We start from the raw sequence: 20,167 nt of genomic DNA, 5'->3' as shown, positions 1-20,167 counted from the left end.
AATCAAGATAATACTCTATGTTGGGAGTATTATCTTGGTTATTTATTTTATAAATGAAAATTATAAATCCTTAATTTCTTTGGCTATTTTTTGAAGGAAAGGAGAAAATTCTTTGTAATTTTTTCCAATCATTTTTCCAAATTTTTTATTAAAAACATTAGATGCTTTTTTAGTGATTTCCTTATTTTCATTTTTAGTTAATTCTCCACTTTTAACTTTTTTAGCTCCATTTATATAGGCCATAATAACTGTTGTACGAATTTCATTAAGTTCTGTTTTTTGATCTTCGTTTAGGCTATATTCTTTTACGGCAGCATCTACAAAGTAGCTAATTTGTTTTTGTTGCCATTTGTTTTGTCCAAATGATGCGGTAATAGTAAATAAAACTACTAATGTTAATAGAATTTTTTTCATGTTAAATTATTTTAAATTTTTTAATTCTTTACGTAATCTGTCCATAAATGGAGCTAGATCTTTGTAAGATTTTCCAGTTAACTTAATTAACTTTTTATTGAATTTTTTACTTATTTCTTTTCCTTTTTCTTTTCGCTCTTCTTTTGTAATTTCATTAGCCTTAGCTTTTTTTTGTAACGCATGGTATTCTAAAACCATATCTGTTCTAAAACTTGTTAATTCTTTTGTTTTAGCATCATCTAATTTAAATTCAGTTTGAGCTGCATCTACAAAATATTTGATTTGTTTTTGTTGCCATTTGTTTTGTCCAAAAGTTACTGTTACTGTTAGTACTAATACTAATGTTACTAATATTTTTTTCATGATTTATATATTAAGTGTTATTATTATTTACTTATTTTTTTGCCAAACTCGTACATATTCAATTTCGAAATCAACAATTCCATCTTTCTTTTTTCCTTCAGGACTATTAATTTCTAAATCTTCTAAGCTATCAGGTACGCCGTGCCAAGGAAAAGTTTCTTGATCTAACCAGATATGAATTGGGCTTGTAATTACATAATTATCTTTGGTTCCATTTCCGCCTTTCTTTTTAGCTATGTCATCCCAGGCATTAATTTGATCTCTGGTAGTTTCAAAAAATAACTTACCGTCTATATAATATTTAATTCCTGTTTCACTCCAATCTATTCCATATACATGAAAATCATCTGCTACTCTAAAACCTAAATCTCTATGCTCTGTATATACTGATTTTCCTTTTCCGTCCTTTGTCCAATCGTGAATAGACCACCATAACTCTCTATCTTTATCTAGTTTTGTAGATTGTCTATGATCTCCAAACATTTCAAACATATCAAACTCAGTACCATTTCCTGTTGCCCAAAAAGAGCTAGTTATTTCAGCATCGGCAGCTTTAGATTTTATTTCCATATAACCATATTTAAATTCTTTTCTACCTATAAAACAGGCTGTGGTTATGTTTTTATATTCATAACGTTTTTCACCAACAGGTTTGTCTGGTGTTTCGCTAAACGGAAAATTTGGTTCCCAACGAGTTTCTAACATTAATTTACCATCTTCTAATCTATAGTTTCTTCCTGAAAATTGTGATGGAGCTCTACCAATCCAAACTTTTTTATTTGGTTTATCAGGATGTTTGTAAACTGGTTTTCCGTTTTCGAACTTTCCAACAATATACCATTTGTCTTCATCTATTGTTTTAGTGTTAAATTCATCACTAACATCAGTATTTAGCACCCAGTTTCCGTTGTTTTCTTGGTCTGAGAAAGGTAAAATTGCTGTAGTTGTTTTAATTTTTGAAGCTGATTTGGTTTGAGATCCACAGCTAAAAAAGAAAAGCGTTCCAACAGCTGTTAGTGCTGTTAAAAAACTATAAGATTTTAAATGTTTCATTTTTTAACTTTTAATTTCTAAAAACTCAACAGGCGATCCTTTATGTTCTACATATGCAACACGTACACCTTCTGCTGGTGAAAAAATAGCTCCTAAAAGCTCTTTACCTTCAATGGCTTCTTCAATGCTATCTACAAAATAAGAAACATGTGGCATTGTTTTAACCATTTCATGTGCTTCACTATCCTTATCAAACTTTACATATTCAACATTGTATTCATCTTTAGCAAAATCTGTATATTTAAATTTTCCTGGTTCACAATAACCGTCCCAATTTTTATCTTCGGTTGTTGGTATTCCTATATGACTAAATTTATAATCCATGTTTTATTGTTATAAAAGGTTAATAATTAAATTTGAGAAAATCTCTTATACAAAAAAAGTATAAATTAGAATCTTTAAATTGGTGAAATTTACCTTGTAATAACTTTATTTTATCTTACTTTTAAATTTTAATAATTGCTAAATATTTTAACTTGATAAAATTATTTTTTGTGCTAGTAAATGCTGTAAAAGGTATTTTTTTTGAAAATACTAATTTGCCGCAATTGGTTGTGTTTCCAAAAGAGTTAAATATTCTTCAAACTACTATAATTACTAAGTATTCTAATTTTTACAATTGTTTAAATAAAAACGAAAAGCGTGTTTTTGAACATCGTGTTTTTAGGTTTATTGATGAGCATAAATTTATTGGTAACGGAATTAAGATAACTGAAGAAATTAAAACGTTGGTTGCTACAATGGCTATAACTTTAACATTTGGTATGCGTAGGTACTTGTTTTCTAGAGTTAATACTATTATAATTTACCCTAAAAGTTATTATTCAACAATATTAGACCAATATCATAAAGGAGAAACAAACCCAAAGTTACATTTAGTTGTGTTTTCTTGGTTAGATTTTTTAGAAGGAATTAACGATAAGCAAGATAATTTAAATTTAGCCTTGCACGAGTTTTCACATGCATTGCATTTTGGGTTTTTAAACGAGCAAAGTTATTCAGCTTATAACTTTAAAAAGTATTTCGATCAAATTTTATTGTTTTTAATTAATCCAGAAAACCAGAAACAATTACTTAATACAAATTATTTGCGTTCTTATGCTTTTGAAAATAAGTTTGAGTTTTTGGCTGTTTTAATTGAACACTTTTTTGAAACACCTACTGAGTTTAAACAAAAATTACCTGAAGTATTTTTACTAGTTCAAAAAATGTTGAACATAGATATTCTTAAAATTTATAAAAATAAGCCTGTTATTAATTAATTTTATTAATAATTGGATTAAAAGCTTTTGCAGAAATTAAAATATTATCTCCAATTAAAAGTTGTTTTCCTTCTGTTTCATCTGCAACTATTTTAACTATATCTTTCCCAATTCTTACCATTAAAATATAAATAAAACCTTGTTTTTCTATATTTATAATAGTGCCTGTAAATTGAAATTTAGCATTGTATTCTTTTATATTAAAAACCTCACTTGGTTTACCTTCTCGTATAATTTTTCCTTCATCTAATTCAATAAGCTGATTAGACATTCTTAATATTTCAGAAATATCATGACTTATTAAAATGGTGGTTAAATTATACTCGTTATGCACTTGTAGAATATGTTGTTGGAGTTTAAATCTAATTTCGTAATCTAATGCCGAAAGTGGTTCGTCTAGCATTAAAATAGTTGGTTTTTTAACCAGAGCTCTAGCCAAAGCCACACGTTGTTTTTGACCTCCAGAAAGGGTTTCTGGTTTTCTATTTTGAAGTTCACCTAATTCAATAAGTTCAATAAGTTCAGTAATAATTTTAGGTGATTGTTTTTTCTCCAAAGCAAACTCCAAATTTTCTTTAACCGTCATATTTGGAAACAACGCATAATCTTGAAAAACAAAGCCAACATTTCTTTTTTGTGGTTTTAGATTTATGCTTTGTTCACTATTATACCAAGTTGTATTGTCTACAATAATTTTGCCATTGTCGGGTTTTAATAAACCTCCAAGAGTTCTAAGAATTGTAGTTTTTCCGGCTCCAGATTTTCCGTATAATGTTACTAAACTTCCTTTTTCTATTGAAGTATCAATATTCAATAACATTTCTCCTTTTGCTGAAGTTAACTTTTTTTGAATGTTTATTTTAATCATTTATAGAACTGTTTAAAATAGCCACCATTAATTAGGTAAACAATTAATAAAATACAAAAAGTTAATCCAAATAAAATTAAAGAATAGCTATTTGCTAAGCTATAATTGAGCGCCTCAACTTCATCATAAATGGCAATTGAAGCCACTTTAGTTTTTCCGGGTATGTTTCCGCCAATCATTAAAACAACTCCAAATTCGCCAATTGTATGTGCGAAAGCCAAAACAATACCAGTTAACAGTGATGGGCGAATGTTTGGTAATAAAACCTTAAATAATGTAGTGCTTGTAGATTTTCCTAAAATAGCACTCATTTCAACTAAAGATTTTGGCAAATTAGAAAAACCCGATTGTATTGGGTGTACCATAAAAGGTAAACTATAAATTATTGACCCAATAATTAAACCTTCAAAAGAAAAAACCAGTCTTAATCCAAAAAGTTCGTCTAACCAGTTTCCAAAAGCATTTGATGGGCTAAAGGCCACCAATAAATAAAAACCTATTACTGTTGGTGGTAAAACCAAAGGCATACTTACCAAAGTTTCAATTATAGCTTTAAATTTTGATTTTGTGTATGCTAACCAATAGGCAAGCGGAATTGCAATTACCAACAAAAGAATGGTGGTAATAAAAGCCAATTTAAAGGTTAATATAAGTGGTTCCCAATCTATCATTCGGAGAGCATTATTTCATTTGTTTTTATCATTGCTGTAACTTCATCTCCAATTTTTAGTTCAAGTTGCTTTACGGCATTTGTAGTAATAATTGATGTAATGTTACCTACGGATGATTTTATAATAATTTTACTCAATAATTCTTCTGAAATAATTTTTTCTATAACACCTTTAATTTTGTTTCGCATACTAATTAAATCAGTATTTCCTTTGGCAAGTATTACTTCGGTTTCTTTAAAAATTACAGAAATTGAATTTTCAACAGTTAAATAAGGAGCCGTCTTGGGTGTGTCTATAACAATTGCAGACATATTAATATGCCCAACTTTAATACCAATTAAGGTTAAATTGCCACTTATTGTTAAGCTATTTATTGTTCCTTTTAATGTGTTCATTAACTATTTTGTTGAGTACCCAAATTTATTTAAAATTTCAATGCCTTTTTTAGAAAACAAGAAATTGTAAAATTGTTTTACTTGGTTTTGGTTTGAAGGACTGTTTTTTAAAATTACAACTCCTTGCGAAATTGATGTATAGTTATCTTGATTAATATCTATCCAATTACCTTTATTTTTTATGTTAGAGGAATAAATAACCGATTTTGCCGTAAAACCAATTTCCGCAGCGTTGGTTGTAATAAATTGATTGGTTTGCGCAACACTTTCTCCATACACAAACTTGTGTTTTACGTGTTCGAATAATTGTTCCTTTTTTAAAATTTCTTCTGCAGCAATTCCATAAGGTGCCGTTTTAGGGTTTGCAATAGCTATATGCTTTATTTTTTCTGAAGTTAATAAATCAAAAGAAGGTTGAATGTTGTTTTTTGTAGACCATAGTATTAATTTTCCGTAAGCGTAAATTTTTGGAGTGGTAGCAGAAAAGCCATGTTTGTTTAATTCGTTTGGAAATTTCATGTCTGCAGAAACAAAAATATCATAAGGTGCACCTTCTTTTATTTGTGCTGTTAATTTTCCTGAAGAACTTATTATAATGTTGCATTTAATAGATGTTAACTGAGTGAAAGTATTGGTTAACTCTTTCATAGCATATTGCATATTGGCAGCTGTTGCAACAGTTATAGTATTGGTTTTTTTTTTGGTACAAGAAAAAAAAAGTGAAGAAAATGCTAAGAGTATAAAAACGTAAAAAGCAGCTGTTTTTTTGAAAAGCATTTTAGTGTATTTATGTTGAAATTAATTGCAATATAAGACCTCTATTTTTAGAATAAATGATTTTAATCATAAAAAGTGTGTCAATATTTTTAGAACTTTATAAATAATACTAAAAAATATACTTATGAAACGTCTTGAGCCAGTATCTAAAATAATGACAAAAGAGCTTATTACGTTAAGCTTAAATGATGATTTATATAAAGCTGAAAAGCTATTTAAAGAAAACCATATTAGGCATATTCCTGTTGTGGAAGATGAGCATATAATTGGTATGCTTAGTTATTCGGATTTAAAGCGTATTAGCTTTTTAGATTCTTATGATTCTCACGAAATAGAAATAGATAATGCAGTTTATAAAATGCTTAGCATTAGACAACTTATGGTAAAGAATTTAGTAAAAGTAAACTCATCTATAACTGTAAAGTCTGTTGCGGAAATTTTATCTCAAAATGAGTTTCACGCATTGCCTGTTGTTGAAAACGATATACTAGTAGGTATAGTTACAACAACGGATTTGTTAAAGTATTTGTTAGATCAATACGAGTTAGAAGCAGCAGAAGTTTAAATAGAAACTAAGTTTTTTAAGTTGCTAATAGTTTCGGTTGGATTTTCACTTTTAAATACAAAACTTCCAGCCACAAAAGCATCTACTCCAGCTTCTAATAATTTTTCAATATTTTGGTCGGTAACACCTCCATCAACTTCAATTAAAGTATCAGCTTCGCTATATTCAATTAGAGCTTTTAGTTGTTGTACTTTTTTGTACGTGTTTTCAATAAAACTTTGACCACCAAAACCTGGGTTAACGCTCATTATTAATACAACATCGAGGTCTTTAATAATATCTTCTAAAACAGCAATAGGAGTGTGTGGATTTAAAGAAACACCAGCTTTCATACCCGCAGCTTTAATTGCCTGAACAGTTCTGTGTAAATGAGTACAAGCTTCATAATGTACCGTTAAAATATCTGCACCAACATTTTTAAAGTCTTCGATATAACGATCAGGATTTACAATCATTAAGTGTACATCCATTGTTTTAGTTGCATGTTTTTTTATAGCACTTATAACTGGCATTCCAAAAGATATGTTTGGTACAAATACACCGTCCATAACATCAATATGAAACCAATCAGCTTCACTGTTGTTAATCATTTCAACATCGCGTTGTAAATTTGCAAAATCTGCTGCTAAAATCGAAGGAGCTATATATTTACTCATTTTTAATTTTTTAAAGTTGTGCAAAAATAGAATTTAAAAAAGAAAAACGCTCGATAATTCGAGCGTTTTTTATTCATTTTCAAAAAAGTAGGTAAATTATTAACCTAAATAAGTTTTTAATATTTTACTTCTTGAAGTATGTTTTAATCTACGAATTGCTTTTTCTTTAATTTGACGAACACGCTCACGAGTTAAATCGAAAGTTTCACCAATTTCTTCTAAAGTCATTGGGTGTGCATCACCTAAACCAAAGTATAATTGAACAACATCAGCCTCTCTTGGAGTTAATGTTTCTAAAGCTCTTTCAATTTCAACTTTTAAAGATTCGTGTAATAAAGTTCTATCTGGATTTGGAGATTCACCAGTGTTTAATACGTCATATAAGTTAGAATCTTCACCTTCAATTAAAGGAGCATCCATAGATACGTGACGACCAGAGTTTTTCATAGACTCTTTTACATCGTTTACAGTCATATCTAACTTTTTTGCAATTTCTTCAGCAGAAGGAGGTCTCTCATTCTCTTGCTCTAAAAACGCATACATTTTATTGATTTTATTAATAGAACCAATTTTATTTAAAGGTAAACGTACAATACGAGATTGCTCTGCTAATGCTTGTAAAATAGATTGGCGAATCCACCAAACAGCATATGATATAAATTTAAAACCACGAGTTTCATCAAAACGTTTTGCAGCTTTAATTAAACCTAAGTTTCCTTCGTTAATTAAATCTGGTAATGTTAAACCTTGATTTTGATATTGTTTTGCAACCGATACAACGAAACGTAAATTAGCCTTTGTTAACCTTTCTAAAGCAACTTGATCTCCCGCTTTTATTCGTTGAGCTAATTCAACCTCCATTTCGGCTGTAATTAAATCAACTTTTCCAATCTCTTGTAAGTACTTGTCTAATGATGCAGTTTCTCTGTTAGTAACCTGCTTGGTAATTTTAAGTTGTCTCATTTATAAGTTAAAATATTTTTTAGTTTTAATAAGTGCTATACAATATATACGTTGTATTTTTGATAATGTTACAAAAAATTGCAAAAAAATATAATTTTGTGACTTTTAATATTAATAGGTGTCTTAGAACTATAACCCATTATAATAAATAATTGAACTCTAAAAAAGACATAGCGTTATTAAGCGATAACGAACTTGTTGAAAGGATAGTAAAAACAAATAATACTAATTTGTTTTCTGTACTTTACGATAGGCATGTGAATAGTGTTTATAATAAATGTTATGGGTTTGCTTCTTCTAAAGAAGAGGCACAGGATTTGACACACGATGTTTTTATTAAATTGTTTGTAAAGCTGCGAACGTTTAAAGGAACATCTAAGTTTTCAACTTGGTTGTATTCATTTACCTATAATTTTTGTGTTAATTATGTAACGCGAAATAATTATAAAAAAAATGAAAAGAATTTTGAAGGTGAAATTCCAGATGATGAAACTGAAGAGCTTGATTCTAGTGAATCTGCTCTGTTTGGATTGAAAACAGAAAAGCTATCAAAAGCAATGGAGCTTATTGATCCTAGCGATAAAATGATTCTTTTAATGAAATATCAAGACGACTTTTCAGTAAAAGAATTATCAACTGCGTTAGAAATTGGTGAGAGTGCTGTTAAAATGCGATTGAAGAGAGCAAGGGAAAAAGTAATTAGTGTATATAAAAATCTTAAATAATGGAAAATCCGTTTAAGAAATTGCTACATAACGAGGAGGTGCCAAAGGTGCTTAGGGAAAAGGTGATTAATGATATTTCATTGATTAAGCTTTCTATTGACCTTGCAGATCTTTTTGTAGTAAAATACCCTAATACAATTGGTGAGTTTTTAACTACCGAAAACGAAGAGGATTTAGAAGATGAAAATAAAGAAGAATAATATAAATTAACCCAAAAAATGAAAACAATTATTCAATTAGATCAATTAGATTTGACATTTACACAAGAGTTGTGGTCCAAAATAGTAGATTTTGTACCTGTATTATTAAAAGGTATTGGTTTTATAATTTTAGCTTGGCTAGTTATTAAAATTGTAACTTATGTTTTAGCTAAACTTTTAAAATTTAGTAAAATTGATACGTTAACTACAAAATTGAATGAAGCTGAATTATTTGGTAAATCAGATTTTACTGTAGTTCCTTCAAAAATAATTTTAAAATTTATTAAGTATTTATTAATTCTAATATTTACAGTAATAGCTTCGGAAATGTTAGGGTTAACTATGGTTTCTGAAGGAATAAGTAGTTTTATAGCATACTTACCAGTTTTAATTAGTGCTTTATTAATATTTGTTTGTGGTGTTTATTTGGCATCATTAGTAAAAAAAGCGATAGTAGATACCTTTAAATCTTTAGAGTTATCTGGAGCTAATTTAGTAAGTAATATAGTTTTTTATGCAATAGTTGTAGTTGTAACTATTACGGCTCTAGATCAGGCAGGTATAGAAACAAAAATGATTACTGATAACTTAACGTTAATATTAGGTTCAGTACTAATATCATTTACAATAGCATTTGGTTTAGGAGCTAGAGATGTTGTAACAAGATTGTTGTTTGGATTTTATTCAAGAAGAAATTTTCAAATAGGTCAGCATATTAAAACTAAAAGTTTAGAAGGTGTTATTCAAGAAATAGATAACATATGTATTACTATAAAAACTAGCGATGGAATTGTAGTGTTACCGATAAAGAAATTTGTTGATCAAAAAGTTGAAATTATAAAATAAGGTGAAATATTCTTGTACGGGGAAAGTTGTAACATATTTAGAAAAAGAAAAAATAATTATAAAAGTTACAGGTTTATTTTACCAAAACATAATGGGAATGTAGGGGGTTAGTCATTTCTATTATTAATGAGAGTGGAAACCAATCATTAGCAAAAAGCTAATGATTGGGTCTCTCTAAAACTAATTTAAGATAATTATTAGGAGTTATGGGTTAGTTCTCTAATAATTAAAGTGATAGAATTAGTAATTCTATTGAAAATAGAGGAGTCAATTTACAAATATTTTTTTATTTGTAGTTGGCTTCTTATTTTTTTATAAAAGAAAATAAAAAAGCATCTCGAATTATTGAGATGCTTTTTAATAATATATAAAATAGTGAATACTATTTATCGTTTCTAGGTTGTCTAGGTTTTCTATCTCTATTATCTCTAGAACGGTTGTCTCTTCCTCTGTTGTTATCTCTTGGAGGTCTTTCTACAAAACCTTCTGGCTTTGGTAAAATAGCTTTTCTAGATACTTTCTCTTTACGAGTTTTAGGATCTTTACCAAAATATTTCACATCAAAAACATCACCCATATTAACAACGTCAGTAACATTGTTTGTGCGTTCCCAAGCTAATTCAGAAATATGTAATAATACTTCATTACCAGGAGCTTCCATATATTCTACAACAGCACCAAAATCAAGCATTTTAATAACTTTAACTTCGTAAACGCTACCAACTTGAGGCTTAAATAATAATGAATCAATTTTAGCTAAAACCATATCAATACCATCTTGATTAGTTCCTAAAATTTCAACATCACCTTCTTCAGTTGCTTCATTTTCGTTAATTACAATTGTACAACCAGATTCTTTTTGTAATTCTTGAATTACTTTTCCTCCAGGTCCAATTAATGCACCAATAAAGTCACCAGGAATAGTTCTTGTAACCATTTTAGGTGCGTGAGCTTTAACATCTGCAGCAGGTTGCTCAATAGTGTCTGTTAATTTACTTAAAATGTGTAAACGACCAGCACGAGCTTGTTGTAATGCGTTAACTAAAATTTCGTATGACAAACCTTTAACTTTAATGTCCATTTGACAAGCAGTAATACCGTCTTCAGTACCAGTAACTTTAAAGTCCATATCACCTAAATGATCTTCATCACCTAAAATATCACTTAATACAGCGTAACGATCACCATCAGAAATTAATCCCATTGCAATACCAGAAACTGGTTTTGTAATTTTAACCCCAGCATCCATTAACGCCATTGTACCAGCACAAACAGTTGCCATTGAAGAAGAACCGTTAGATTCTAATACTTCAGATACAACTCTTACAGTATAAGGACAATCTGCAGGAATTACTTTTTTAAGTGCACGTTGTGCTAAGTTTCCGTGTCCAACTTCTCTACGTGAAGTACCTCTTAAAGGTCTTGCTTCACCTGTACAGAAAGGAGGGAAGTTATAATGTAAATAGAATGTTTCCTCACCTTGGTAAGTAGGCATGTCTATTTGATTTGCTTCTCTAGAAGTTCCTAAAGTAACTGTTGCTAATGCTTGAGTTTCTCCACGAGTAAATATTGAAGAACCGTGTGTTGAAGGTAAATAATCTACCTCACACCATATTGGTCTAATTTCAGTAGTTTTTCTTCCATCTAAACGTAAACCTTCAGCTAGTGTTAATTCACGAACAGCAGTTTTATTAGCTTTACCAAAGTATTTTCCAATTAAAGCACCATATTCTTCTACTTCTTCTTCAGTAAATGAAGCAATAACTTCTTCTTTTACAGCAGCAAAAGCATCACTTCTTTCGTGTTTAGAAGTACCTTTTTTAGCAATGTCGTAACATTTTTGATATGCTAATTCATGTATTTTAGCAGCTAATTCTTCGTTTTCTTCTTCTGGTTCGTATTCGCGAGTTTCTTTTTTACCGAAAGATTCAGCTAAAGCAACTTGAGCAGCACACTGTACTTTAATAGCTTCATGAGCAAATTTAATAGCGTCAGCCATTTCTTCCTCACTAATTTCTTCCATTTCCCCTTCAACCATCATAACAGAATCAGCAGATGCACCGACCATCATATCAATATCAGCTTGTTCTAATATTGCTCTACTTGGGTTGATTACAAATTCTCCGTTAACTCTTGCAACACGTACTTCTGAAATTGGAGTTTCAAAAGGAATGTCACTTAACTGAATAGCGGCAGAAGCAGCTATACCAGCTAAAGCATCTGGCATTACATCTTCATCTGCAGACATTAACTGAATCATTACTTGTGTTTCAGCGTGGTAGTCTTTTGGAAATAAAGGGCGTAATACTCTATCAACTAAACGCATAGTTAAAACTTCAGCATCAGTTGGTCTAGCTTCTCTTTTGAAGAAACCACCTGGGTAACGACCTGCAGCAGCAAATTTTTCTCTATAATCTACTGTTAAAGGTAAAAAGTCAACGTCGCTTTGTTTGTAGTTAGAAACTACTGTACAAAGTAACATAGCTTTTCCCATTTGAACAACAACCGATCCGTGCGCTTGTTTAGCTAATTTTCCTGTTTCTAAAGAAATGGTTCTTCCATCTCCTAATTCAATAATTTGTGTATGTACCTTAGGTATCATAAATAATTTTTTAATGTTAATTAAACAATTTCGTTTGTGTTGTGTTGTTGTGTGTTTACCAATGAAAAGTTTAATTTATGCTTTCTTTTTAGAAAAAAATCAAAAAAAAAGAGGCAAAATATGCCTCTTTAATTTTTTTGAAATTATTTTCTTAAACCTAATTCCTTGATAATAGCACGATATCTAACGATATCATTTTTAATCAAGTAATCAAGTAAATTTCTTCTTTTACCTACTAATTTTACTAAAGAACGCTCAGTGTTATAATCTTTACGATTGTTTTTTAAGTGTTCAGTTAAGTGATTAATACGGTAAGTAAATAATGCAATTTGCCCCTCAGCAGAACCAGTGTTTTTAGCTGTTTCTCCATGTTTAGCAAAAATTTCTTCTTTTTTTTCTTTTGTTAAGTACATGCTAACATTAATTTTATTAATAATTTTTATGTATATCGCTACATTATGTGGCGAATAAGCGGCAAATATACCACTATTATTTTGATTAACAATTAATTGATGCTAAAGTAATTTTATTTAACCTGCAATTAAACTTTTTAAATTTTCAAGGGTCTTAGAATTATGAATCAATATAATATTAAATAAATAATTAAAACACTAATCTTATGAGAATGAATAATTTAAATTTAAAACTAGTTTTTGCTTTTATGGTATTTGGTATAACATTTACTAGTTGTGACGATAGTAATGAAGCAGACGTAGCAGCTGTTGTAGAAAAAATTACAGAAGATGATGCAATTGCTTTGGTTGAAGCAGATGATATTTCAGATGAAGTTGATAATATGGTAGATGATTATATATTCGAAGACTACAATGCTAGTAGTAGAACGGATGTTTCATCTAAAACATTTGGAGGAGGAAATGGTAATGGTTTTGGAGGATTACCTGATTGTGTTACTAGAACTGTTGAAGAAGAAGGAGATACAAAAACAGTAACATTAGACTTTGGAGATGGTTGTGAGCTTCCAAATGAACATATTTTAACTGGGAAAATTATTTTAGTTTATATTAAAGATGAAGATACCCAAACAGTAAATGTTACTAAAACATTTGATGGTTTTACGTTTAATGATGTTGCTGTTGAAGGGGAGAATACATTTGTAAGAACTAAAGCAAATGCGAATGGAGTTCCAGAATCTACTAAAATAATGGATGTTACTTATACTTGGCCTGATGGAGAATTTATTTCAAGAGTAGGAACAAAAACTAGAGAATGGATTGAAGGTTCTGAAACCAAAACTTGGGGTGATAATGTTTACCTAATTACAGGTAATTGGAAATCTACTTTTAAAGATGGTACTGTACGTTCTGTTACTATTACAACTGAACTTATGCGAAAAATGGCTTGTAGATTTATTGTAAGTGGTGTAATGGAAATTGAAAAAGGTGACAGAGTTGGTACTTTAGATTTTGGTGATGGTACTTGTGATAATGTTGCAATATTTACTGATGTTGATGGTGTTGAAACAGAAATTGCATTAAAAAAACGTTTCCAGAACAAAAAAGATTAAAGTTTATAGCTTTAGTTTATGTATAAAAAAAAGCGAGCATTTAGCTCGCTTTTTTTATTTTCTTACTGGAAGGTTTTGAATCAAATCAATATATAAATTAACTTGTTTCTTTAAGTTTTTTCGCTCAACAATTTTGTCTAGAAATCCGTGTTCTAAAACAAATTCAGAACGTTGAAAACCTTCAGGTAAATCTTTACCCGTAGTATCTTTTACAACTCTTGGACCTGCAAAAGCAACCAAAGCGTTTGGTTCTGCAATATTAATATCGCCTAACATAGCATAAGAAGCCGTTGTTCCTCCTGTTGTTGGATCTGTACATAACGATATATACGGAACGTTTACTTCTGCAAGTTGTGCTAATTTAACTGAAGTTTTAACCATTTGCATTAAAGAGTATGATGCTTCCATCATTCTTGCTCCACCAGATTTTGAAATCATTAAAAATGGAACTTTATGTTTAATAGCGTAATCAATTGCTCTTGCAATTTTTTCACCAACAACACTACCCATAGACCCACCAATAAAGGCGAAATCCATTGCTGCAATTACAATATCTTTACCTAAAGATTTTCCAACAGCCGTTCTAACTGCATCTTTAAGTTTAGTTTTTTCTGTTGCGTCTTTTAATCTTTCGGTATATTTTTTACTATCCTTAAATTTTAAAGGATCTTTAGATACCACATTTTTATCAAGCTCTTTGAACTTATTATCGTCAAAAAGAATTTCAAAATATTCGGCACTACCAATTCTTACATGGTAGCCATCCTCTGGGCTAACATAGTAGTTATCTTTTAATTCTTCAGTATCTACTATTTTTCCGCTTGGAGTTTTATACCACAATCCTTTTGGAACGTCTTTTTTTTCTTCGGTAGGGGTTTGGATTCCCTTATCTTTTCTTTGAAACCAAGATGACATACTGTTTTGTTTTAGTTGAAAATCGATTCGCAAGTTACTAAAAAAAACAAAGAGAACGTATGTGAAAATACGTTCTCTTTATTTTTAAGTTTTTAGATGTACAAATTTATAGTACGTCTACACAGTTAAGATCTTTAAAAGCCTCAATTAAACGAGTTTTTAAAGTAGCTTCACCTTTACGTAACCACCCTCTTGGATCGTAGTATTTTTTGTTAGGAATATCTGCTCCATCTGGATTACCAATTTGAGTTGTTAAATACTCAACTTTTTCGTTCATGTAATCTCTAATTCCTTCTGTAAAAGCAAATTGTAAATCTGTATCAATGTTCATTTTAACAACACCGTAACCAATAGCTTCTCTAATTTCTTCTAAAGTAGAACCTGATCCACCGTGGAATACAAAATCAACTGGGTTTGCTTCAGTTCCGTTTTCTTTTTCAATAAATTTTTGAGAGTTATCTAAAATTTTCGGAGTTAATTTTACATTTCCTGGCTTGTAAACACCGTGTACGTTACCAAATGAAGCTGCAATTGTAAAGTTATCACTTACTTTTTTCAATTCGTTGTATGAATATGCTACTTCTTCTGGTTGCGTGTATAATTTAGAAACATCAACATCAGAGTTGTCAACACCATCTTCTTCACCACCTGTAATACCTAATTCAATTTCTAATGTCATTCCCATTTTAGCCATACGAGCTAAATAAGTCTTACAAATTTCAATGTTTTCTTCTAATGGCTCTTCAGATAAGTCAATCATGTGAGAACTATATAAAGGATAACCTGTTTCAGCAAAATGCTTTTCACTAGCTTCTAATAATCCATCAATCCAAGGTAATAATTTTTTTGCAGCGTGATCTGTATGTAAAATTACTGGTACACCGTAAGCTTCTGCTAATGTGTGTACATGTTTAGCTCCTGCAACACCACCAGCAATAGCAGCTTTTTGATCTTCATTAGGCAAACCTTTACCTGCGTTAAATTGCGCTCCACCATTTGAAAATTGAATAATTACTGGTGAGTTTAATTCTTTTGCTGTTTCTAAAACAGTGTTAATTGAGTTAGAACCTATAACGTTAACAGCTGGTAAAGCAAAGTTTTTGCTTTTTGCTAATTTAAATATCTCTTGAACTGCACTACCTGTAGCAACTCCTGGTTTAATATTGTGACTCATAATATTTTAAGTGTAATAATTTATGTTAATATGTTGATACAAAATTAAGTAAATAATACTTTTATACGAATTATCAATCAGAAAAAAAACGAAATCGTAATAGTTTAATTGGTGAACCAATTAGAATGGGTAACTAATACCAAAATTATAAACGGTGCTTCCAAAATTGTAATTACTAAACCATTTATTTCCGTCTTCTAAATAGGGTTCGTAGGTTTTAAAACCTAAATCTAAACGCAATAAAATAAAACTTAAATCATAACGCAAACCTAGGCCAGAACCTATTGCAATATCCTCTAAAGATTTAATTCCGTTAAATTTAGCGTCGTCACTAGTTAATTCAGAATTTGTTACATCCCAAATATTTCCAGCATCAACAAAAAAGGCTCCTTTAATACTGTTTAGTATTTTAAAACGGTATTCTAAACTAGTTAAGAATTTTAAGTTTCCGATATTGTATTCTAAACCAGTATTGGTAGATCCTGGTCCTAAATCATAAATTTTCCATGCTCTTAAATCATTAGGTCCACCAATAAAATAACTTTTACTAAAAGGTATAGAGTTAGAGTTGTTGTAAGGGTATGCTAACCCTAAAAAGCTTTTAAAGGCAACAACATTTTCTCTTGAAATATTCCAAAAACGTTTGTACTCTAAATCAACTCTTGCATATTGTGCAATTTGCGTGTTAAAGAGTGTTTTAACATTATTGTCATTAACTTCGTTAGAAAGTAATGATGTTAAATTTCCTGAAGTTGCTATTCTACCTCTAAAAAAAGAAAAATCTTTGTCTTTATAACTTTCACTTTTGTTTAGAGTAAAAGTATATGCAATAGAAGGTATTAGAGCATCTTCGGTAATAATATTATACCTGTTTTTTATGTTTTGTGCTACTTTAAATTCTGTAGGGTTGGTTGCTTCAAAATTGCTATTTATATTGTTGTTTATAAAATCAATTACCTCTGTAGCTTCTAGGTTTTCTATCCCAAAATTATTAGAAGCAATTTTATTAATGTCGTCAAATTCAGATTCGTAAATAGAAAAGTAAGAATCTGTATTAAGGTTTTTAATGTATTGAGCGTTTAGAAGTTGTAAACTGTGCGATTTTGTTTTTGAAGATTCCCAAGTGTAATCTATAATACCTGTAAAACGCTGTTTATCTAAACCTATATTTTTTTGTAAACTTGTACCTAGTGTAAAAGTTGTGTTAGGTGCCATTGTTTTAGGAACTATTTTATACGAGTTAAATGGTAATAAAAAACGTGGAATTGCTAAAGAAACATCTGCACCAACTTCCCAAGCATTTAATAAGCTATTGTTATCTGCAGCATCTTGCGAATCTAAAAAAGAACCTTGTACTGAAAACTGTAAAATTTCTGAACCTTTAAATATATTTCGATTAGAAAAAGACAATTTACCAGAAATACCTAATTGTCTAATATTAGAATGTGTTAACTCTGAACTTATCCCAACAGAATATTTTTTTAATGGTGAAAGAAAAATTTCAGCTTCAAGCATGTCATCAGTTAGCTCTTTGTATTTTATTTCTACAGATCTAAAATTTTGTAATCCACGTAAATGTTTTCTTGTTAATTCTCTATTTTCATCTTTGTAAATATCATTAGGTTCAATAAAAATAGAATTTAATAATAATTTAGGATTGTATTTGAGTTTATCTCTACCTAAAAACAAATAACCATTGTAATTTAAACTATCTTTTATTGGAGCATTTTTAGTGTTGTAGGTAAAATCTGTATAGATTTTAATGTTTTTTATTTTCTGAATTTTATATGGAACATTTGCAATACTATCGTTAATTAATAAAACGGCGTTCGATTTATATGTTTTATGAATAGTATCTACTTCAACACCAATAGCATTTTTGTTAAACCTATAAATTCCATTATTTCTAAATAATTTAGTAATTCTGTTTTGTTCATTAATAAATGATGAATACCTAAATTGACTACCTTTAGTTATATGCGATTTGTTTTTATGAATAGTATAAATAGAATCTAAAACTTTAGAATCTATTTTTGTTTCAATACTATCTATTTTAAAAGGCTTGTCGGTATCTACAAAATAGCTTACGTGTCCTTTTTTGCTTGAAACAGTATCTACTTTTGAAGTGACATTAACTTTAAAAAAACCTTCGTTGTAATAATGAAGCTTTAAGTTGTTTACCGTTTGTTTGGTTTTTTTTGAATCTAATATAACAGGTGCTTCTCCATTGTTTAGCCACCATTTATGTACATTCGATTTAAAATTACGCATACCGCGAGTTTGTTTTTCAGAAAAAACACTAGTAGTAAATTTATTCCATTTTGGGTTTTCTATTTTCCAAAGTTCAAAGTCAGATACAAATTGTTTGTTACCAATATTGTAAAAGTGAAGTGGAATAGGAGCAAACCCTAATACTAATTGATTTGGGCGTTGAACTATGTAATCATTAATTTCGTCTTCAATATTTTTTTTATTGTTAACATAAACTACATTTTCGGCTAATAATAGTTCATTGTCGGGTACATATTTTATTGCGTTACATGATGAAAAACAACAAGTAACCCCAATAGCAATTAGTAATATTATAAAATTGTTTTTCAAATAGGTACCGTTAAATTTAATTTTGTAAAAAAGCAATTAACACTCTAGTTTTACTATTTTTACACAAAGTTTATGAAATTAATTTTCAAAAAATTGAATTACAATTATTTGGGTCAAATGTAAAACTTTTCAAAGTATAATCAAATTACATTTTTTATTTAAATATAAATGAGTTTAAGCAAAAATCAGTTAAAATTAATAACGAGTTTACAGCAAAAAAAGTACCGAACTAGACATAATTTATTTATTGTTGAAGGAACTAAGGTTGTTGGCGAATTTTTAAATTCGAATTATAAGCTAAATAGTTTGTTTTGTGTTAATGATAGTGAGTATTTAAACATTAATTGTAAAACAATAATTTCTGAGATTGACTTAAAAAAAATTAGCAACTTAAAAAATCCAAATAATGTTTTAGCATTATTTGAAATGCCTGCTAAAGATCAGTTTGTAGAAGAAGGGTTAATAGTTGTTTTAGATGAAATTAATGATCCGGGAAATTTAGGTACAATTATTAGGTTGTGCGATTGGTTTGGTGTAAGCCAATTAATTTGTTCTACTAATACTGTAGATTGTTTTAATAATAAAGTAGTGCAATCAAGTATGGGTTCGCTTATAAGAACTTCTATAAAATACACTTCAATTACAAATTACCTTCAAACTACAAAATTGCCAAAGTTTGTGGCAGATATGAATGGTGAAAATGTGTATAAAACTACATTGCCTAAAAACGCTGTGTTAGTTATGGGAAACGAAGCTAACGGTATTTCAAAAGAAGTTTTTGAATTAATTAATAATACTATATCAATACCTCGTTTTGGAACTATTCAACAAACTGAAAGTTTAAATGTAGCAACTGCAACTGCTATTTTATTAAGCGAATTTAGACGTTCACTTTAATGAAAGGCTAGTTTTAGAAAAATTCCTCTAGTTCCAAAATTATCTACATTACCAGTCCATTGGCTATTGGGGTCGTTGTCTTTTACTAATTCGTTATTAATTGCAAAAACACCTCTAATAGATGGTGAGAATATGAAATATGGCATATAAATATCTATTCCAACACCTAATTCATAAGTGAAATTGTTCTTTTTCATTCTAAACTCACCGTTCGAGTTATCATCTGGATTGTCTTGATTGCTAGAAAAATTATAATCGTAAGATACACCTCCAATTACATAAGGTCTAATATTGTAATATCTATCTGTGCTTAGTTTTACTAATAACGGAACTCTTAAATAAGTTGCGTTAACCTCTCTAATACTATCTTTTTTACCTCCAGGAATATGTGTAAAAGCAAGTTCTTTAGTGTTGCTAGATAAGCCAGGTTCTAATCGTAGGTTAATGTGTTTGGTAAGTTTTAAATCTCCAATTAAACCAACATCAAAACCTGTAGAAGCAGTAACATCAATAAATACATTTTCTTGTGTATAATCTATTTTGTAATCTTTATTGTTTATACCTAAGTAATAACCCCAAAACAACTTTTGTTTATCCCAGTTTTGTTTGTAAATTACTTTATCTTTTTTTTGAGCAGTTAAAGTGCTTGCGCAAAATAAACTAACTACAAGTAGAAGAACAATTTTTTTCATAAA

At 29.5% G+C, this 20,167-nt stretch carries 23 protein-coding genes; 7 read left to right on the top strand and 16 right to left on the bottom strand.

The window, feature by feature from the left end:
• Positions 1-60 precede the first annotated feature (60 nt).
• The 4 genes from BLU40_RS11055 to BLU40_RS11040 are packed head-to-tail and all read right to left on the bottom strand — an operon-like array spanning position 61 to position 2,154.
• Positions 61-414, bottom strand: coding sequence for a hypothetical protein (locus BLU40_RS11055; protein ID WP_090123387.1), 354 nt, complete (start codon positions 412-414; stop codon positions 61-63).
• 6 nt (positions 415-420) lie between these two features.
• The gene (locus BLU40_RS11050; RefSeq protein WP_090123385.1) at positions 421-777 is read right to left on the bottom strand and encodes a hypothetical protein; all 357 of its coding nucleotides are present in this window, start codon (positions 775-777) and stop codon (positions 421-423) included.
• A gap of 27 nt (positions 778-804) precedes the next feature.
• The gene (locus BLU40_RS11045; RefSeq protein ID WP_090123383.1) at positions 805-1,830 is read right to left on the bottom strand and encodes a family 16 glycosylhydrolase; all 1,026 of its coding nucleotides are present in this window, start codon (positions 1,828-1,830) and stop codon (positions 805-807) included.
• A gap of 3 nt (positions 1,831-1,833) precedes the next feature.
• The gene (locus BLU40_RS11040; RefSeq protein WP_090123381.1) at positions 1,834-2,154 is read right to left on the bottom strand and encodes a hypothetical protein; all 321 of its coding nucleotides are present in this window, start codon (positions 2,152-2,154) and stop codon (positions 1,834-1,836) included.
• 152 nt (positions 2,155-2,306) lie between these two features.
• On the opposite strand from BLU40_RS11040, the gene BLU40_RS11035 reads away from it, so the two are divergent.
• Positions 2,307-3,092 (top strand): zinc-dependent peptidase, encoded by a 786-nt coding sequence (locus BLU40_RS11035; protein ID WP_175454777.1) that lies wholly within the window; start codon positions 2,307-2,309, stop codon positions 3,090-3,092.
• Here the strand turns inward: BLU40_RS11035 and BLU40_RS11030 are convergent.
• The 4 genes from BLU40_RS11030 to modA are packed head-to-tail and all read right to left on the bottom strand — an operon-like array spanning position 3,085 to position 5,803.
• Complete coding sequence (locus tag BLU40_RS11030; RefSeq protein ID WP_090123377.1) at positions 3,085-3,960, bottom strand: sulfate/molybdate ABC transporter ATP-binding protein; 876 nt, start codon at positions 3,958-3,960, stop codon at positions 3,085-3,087. The genes BLU40_RS11035 and BLU40_RS11030 overlap by 8 nt on opposite strands.
• On the bottom strand, positions 3,957-4,628 hold the full coding sequence (gene modB, locus BLU40_RS11025) for a molybdate ABC transporter permease subunit (RefSeq protein ID WP_394331708.1): 672 nt from the start codon (positions 4,626-4,628) through the stop codon (positions 3,957-3,959). The genes BLU40_RS11030 and modB overlap by 4 nt, the downstream gene beginning before the upstream one ends.
• The gene (locus BLU40_RS11020; protein ID WP_090123374.1) at positions 4,628-5,026 is read right to left on the bottom strand and encodes a TOBE domain-containing protein; all 399 of its coding nucleotides are present in this window, start codon (positions 5,024-5,026) and stop codon (positions 4,628-4,630) included. Before BLU40_RS11020 ends, modB begins: the two co-directional genes overlap by 1 nt.
• Positions 5,027-5,029: 3 nt before the next feature.
• Complete coding sequence (gene modA, locus BLU40_RS11015) at positions 5,030-5,803, bottom strand: molybdate ABC transporter substrate-binding protein (protein WP_090123372.1); 774 nt, start codon at positions 5,801-5,803, stop codon at positions 5,030-5,032.
• Positions 5,804-5,927: 124 nt separating this feature from the next.
• Between modA and BLU40_RS11010 the strand changes: the two genes are divergently transcribed.
• Complete coding sequence (locus BLU40_RS11010) at positions 5,928-6,368, top strand: CBS domain-containing protein (protein ID WP_090123370.1); 441 nt, start codon at positions 5,928-5,930, stop codon at positions 6,366-6,368.
• Here BLU40_RS11010 and rpe read toward each other — a convergent pair.
• Together rpe and BLU40_RS11000 are read right to left on the bottom strand one after the other, a co-directional pair.
• A complete protein-coding gene (rpe, locus tag BLU40_RS11005) occupies positions 6,365-7,024 on the bottom strand; it encodes a ribulose-phosphate 3-epimerase (protein ID WP_090123368.1) in 660 nt (219 codons plus the stop codon). The genes BLU40_RS11010 and rpe overlap by 4 nt on opposite strands.
• Positions 7,025-7,123: 99 nt before the next feature.
• Positions 7,124-7,987, bottom strand: coding sequence for a sigma-70 family RNA polymerase sigma factor (locus BLU40_RS11000; protein WP_090123366.1), 864 nt, complete (start codon positions 7,985-7,987; stop codon positions 7,124-7,126).
• Positions 7,988-8,139: 152 nt separating this feature from the next.
• On the opposite strand from BLU40_RS11000, the gene BLU40_RS10995 reads away from it, so the two are divergent.
• Genes BLU40_RS10995 through BLU40_RS10985 form a run of 3 tightly spaced genes read left to right on the top strand, consistent with a single transcriptional unit; the run spans position 8,140 to position 9,758 of the window.
• Positions 8,140-8,712: an RNA polymerase sigma factor gene (locus BLU40_RS10995; protein WP_090123364.1), complete on the top strand. Its 573-nt coding sequence runs from the start codon at positions 8,140-8,142 to the stop codon at positions 8,710-8,712.
• Positions 8,712-8,912 carry a hypothetical protein gene (locus BLU40_RS10990; RefSeq protein ID WP_090123362.1) on the top strand — a complete coding sequence of 67 codons (201 nt, stop codon included), beginning with the start codon at positions 8,712-8,714 and terminating at the stop codon, positions 8,910-8,912. The genes BLU40_RS10995 and BLU40_RS10990 overlap by 1 nt, the downstream gene beginning before the upstream one ends.
• Before the next feature lie 18 nt (positions 8,913-8,930).
• Entirely contained in the window at positions 8,931-9,758 is an 828-nt protein-coding gene (locus BLU40_RS10985; RefSeq protein ID WP_090123360.1) for a mechanosensitive ion channel family protein, read from the top strand.
• A 382-nt stretch (positions 9,759-10,140) separates the two neighbouring features.
• Here BLU40_RS10985 and BLU40_RS10980 read toward each other — a convergent pair whose 3' ends face one another.
• Both BLU40_RS10980 and rpsO read right to left on the bottom strand, forming a co-directional pair.
• Positions 10,141-12,360 carry a polyribonucleotide nucleotidyltransferase gene (locus tag BLU40_RS10980; protein ID WP_090123358.1) on the bottom strand — a complete coding sequence of 740 codons (2,220 nt, stop codon included), beginning with the start codon at positions 12,358-12,360 and terminating at the stop codon, positions 10,141-10,143.
• A 143-nt stretch (positions 12,361-12,503) separates the two neighbouring features.
• Positions 12,504-12,773 (bottom strand): 30S ribosomal protein S15, encoded by a 270-nt coding sequence (rpsO, locus tag BLU40_RS10975; RefSeq protein ID WP_090123356.1) that lies wholly within the window; start codon positions 12,771-12,773, stop codon positions 12,504-12,506.
• A gap of 206 nt (positions 12,774-12,979) precedes the next feature.
• Between rpsO and BLU40_RS10970 the strand changes: the two genes are divergently transcribed.
• Positions 12,980-13,885: a hypothetical protein gene (locus BLU40_RS10970; RefSeq protein WP_139170948.1), complete on the top strand. Its 906-nt coding sequence runs from the start codon at positions 12,980-12,982 to the stop codon at positions 13,883-13,885.
• Between the two features lie 54 nt (positions 13,886-13,939).
• Here BLU40_RS10970 and accD read toward each other — a convergent pair whose 3' ends face one another.
• The 3 genes from accD to tamL form a co-directional block, all read right to left on the bottom strand.
• Positions 13,940-14,800, bottom strand: coding sequence for an acetyl-CoA carboxylase, carboxyltransferase subunit beta (accD, locus tag BLU40_RS10965; protein ID WP_090123351.1), 861 nt, complete (start codon positions 14,798-14,800; stop codon positions 13,940-13,942).
• Between the two features lie 106 nt (positions 14,801-14,906).
• On the bottom strand, positions 14,907-15,974 hold the full coding sequence (gene fbaA / locus BLU40_RS10960; RefSeq protein ID WP_090123349.1) for a class II fructose-bisphosphate aldolase: 1,068 nt from the start codon (positions 15,972-15,974) through the stop codon (positions 14,907-14,909).
• Positions 15,975-16,094: 120 nt separating this feature from the next.
• Positions 16,095-18,575, bottom strand: a complete 2,481-nt coding sequence (gene tamL, locus BLU40_RS10955) for a translocation and assembly module lipoprotein TamL (RefSeq protein ID WP_139170947.1) — start codon at positions 18,573-18,575, stop codon at positions 16,095-16,097.
• Between the two features lie 168 nt (positions 18,576-18,743).
• Between tamL and BLU40_RS10950 the strand changes: the two genes are divergently transcribed.
• Complete coding sequence (locus BLU40_RS10950; protein ID WP_090123345.1) at positions 18,744-19,472, top strand: TrmH family RNA methyltransferase; 729 nt, start codon at positions 18,744-18,746, stop codon at positions 19,470-19,472.
• On the opposite strand, the gene porT is transcribed toward BLU40_RS10950, so the two are convergent.
• A complete protein-coding gene (gene porT / locus BLU40_RS10945) occupies positions 19,469-20,164 on the bottom strand; it encodes a type IX secretion/gliding motility protein PorT/SprT (RefSeq protein ID WP_090123343.1) in 696 nt (231 codons plus the stop codon). The genes BLU40_RS10950 and porT overlap by 4 nt on opposite strands.
• Positions 20,165-20,167 lie beyond the last annotated feature (3 nt).

Source organism: Lutibacter oricola, assembly GCF_900106565.1.
Taxonomy (GTDB): domain Bacteria; phylum Bacteroidota; class Bacteroidia; order Flavobacteriales; family Flavobacteriaceae; genus Lutibacter; species Lutibacter oricola.
Note: the sequence above shows the minus strand (reverse complement) of the source record. Positions and strands in the feature narration are given on the sequence as shown.

Coding starts and splice junctions, on each gene's coding strand:
- BLU40_RS11055 (WP_090123387.1), bottom strand. CDS start 414: ATGAAAAAAATTCTATTAACATTAGTAGTTTTATTTACTATTACCGCA.
- BLU40_RS11050 (WP_090123385.1), bottom strand. CDS start 777: ATGAAAAAAATATTAGTAACATTAGTATTAGTACTAACAGTAACAGTA.
- BLU40_RS11045 (WP_090123383.1), bottom strand. CDS start 1,830: ATGAAACATTTAAAATCTTATAGTTTTTTAACAGCACTAACAGCTGTT.
- BLU40_RS11040 (WP_090123381.1), bottom strand. CDS start 2,154: ATGGATTATAAATTTAGTCATATAGGAATACCAACAACCGAAGATAAA.
- BLU40_RS11030 (WP_090123377.1), bottom strand. CDS start 3,960: ATGATTAAAATAAACATTCAAAAAAAGTTAACTTCAGCAAAAGGAGAA.
- BLU40_RS11020 (WP_090123374.1), bottom strand. CDS start 5,026: ATGAACACATTAAAAGGAACAATAAATAGCTTAACAATAAGTGGCAAT.
- modA (WP_090123372.1), bottom strand. CDS start 5,803: ATGCTTTTCAAAAAAACAGCTGCTTTTTACGTTTTTATACTCTTAGCA.
- BLU40_RS11010 (WP_090123370.1), top strand. CDS start 5,928: ATGAAACGTCTTGAGCCAGTATCTAAAATAATGACAAAAGAGCTTATT.
- rpe (WP_090123368.1), bottom strand. CDS start 7,024: ATGAGTAAATATATAGCTCCTTCGATTTTAGCAGCAGATTTTGCAAAT.
- BLU40_RS11000 (WP_090123366.1), bottom strand. CDS start 7,987: ATGAGACAACTTAAAATTACCAAGCAGGTTACTAACAGAGAAACTGCA.
- BLU40_RS10990 (WP_090123362.1), top strand. CDS start 8,712: ATGGAAAATCCGTTTAAGAAATTGCTACATAACGAGGAGGTGCCAAAG.
- BLU40_RS10985 (WP_090123360.1), top strand. CDS start 8,931: ATGAAAACAATTATTCAATTAGATCAATTAGATTTGACATTTACACAA.
- BLU40_RS10980 (WP_090123358.1), bottom strand. CDS start 12,360: ATGATACCTAAGGTACATACACAAATTATTGAATTAGGAGATGGAAGA.
- rpsO (WP_090123356.1), bottom strand. CDS start 12,773: ATGTACTTAACAAAAGAAAAAAAAGAAGAAATTTTTGCTAAACATGGA.
- BLU40_RS10970 (WP_139170948.1), top strand. CDS start 12,980: ATGAGAATGAATAATTTAAATTTAAAACTAGTTTTTGCTTTTATGGTA.
- accD (WP_090123351.1), bottom strand. CDS start 14,800: ATGTCATCTTGGTTTCAAAGAAAAGATAAGGGAATCCAAACCCCTACC.
- fbaA (WP_090123349.1), bottom strand. CDS start 15,974: ATGAGTCACAATATTAAACCAGGAGTTGCTACAGGTAGTGCAGTTCAA.
- BLU40_RS10950 (WP_090123345.1), top strand. CDS start 18,744: ATGAGTTTAAGCAAAAATCAGTTAAAATTAATAACGAGTTTACAGCAA.
- porT (WP_090123343.1), bottom strand. CDS start 20,164: ATGAAAAAAATTGTTCTTCTACTTGTAGTTAGTTTATTTTGCGCAAGC.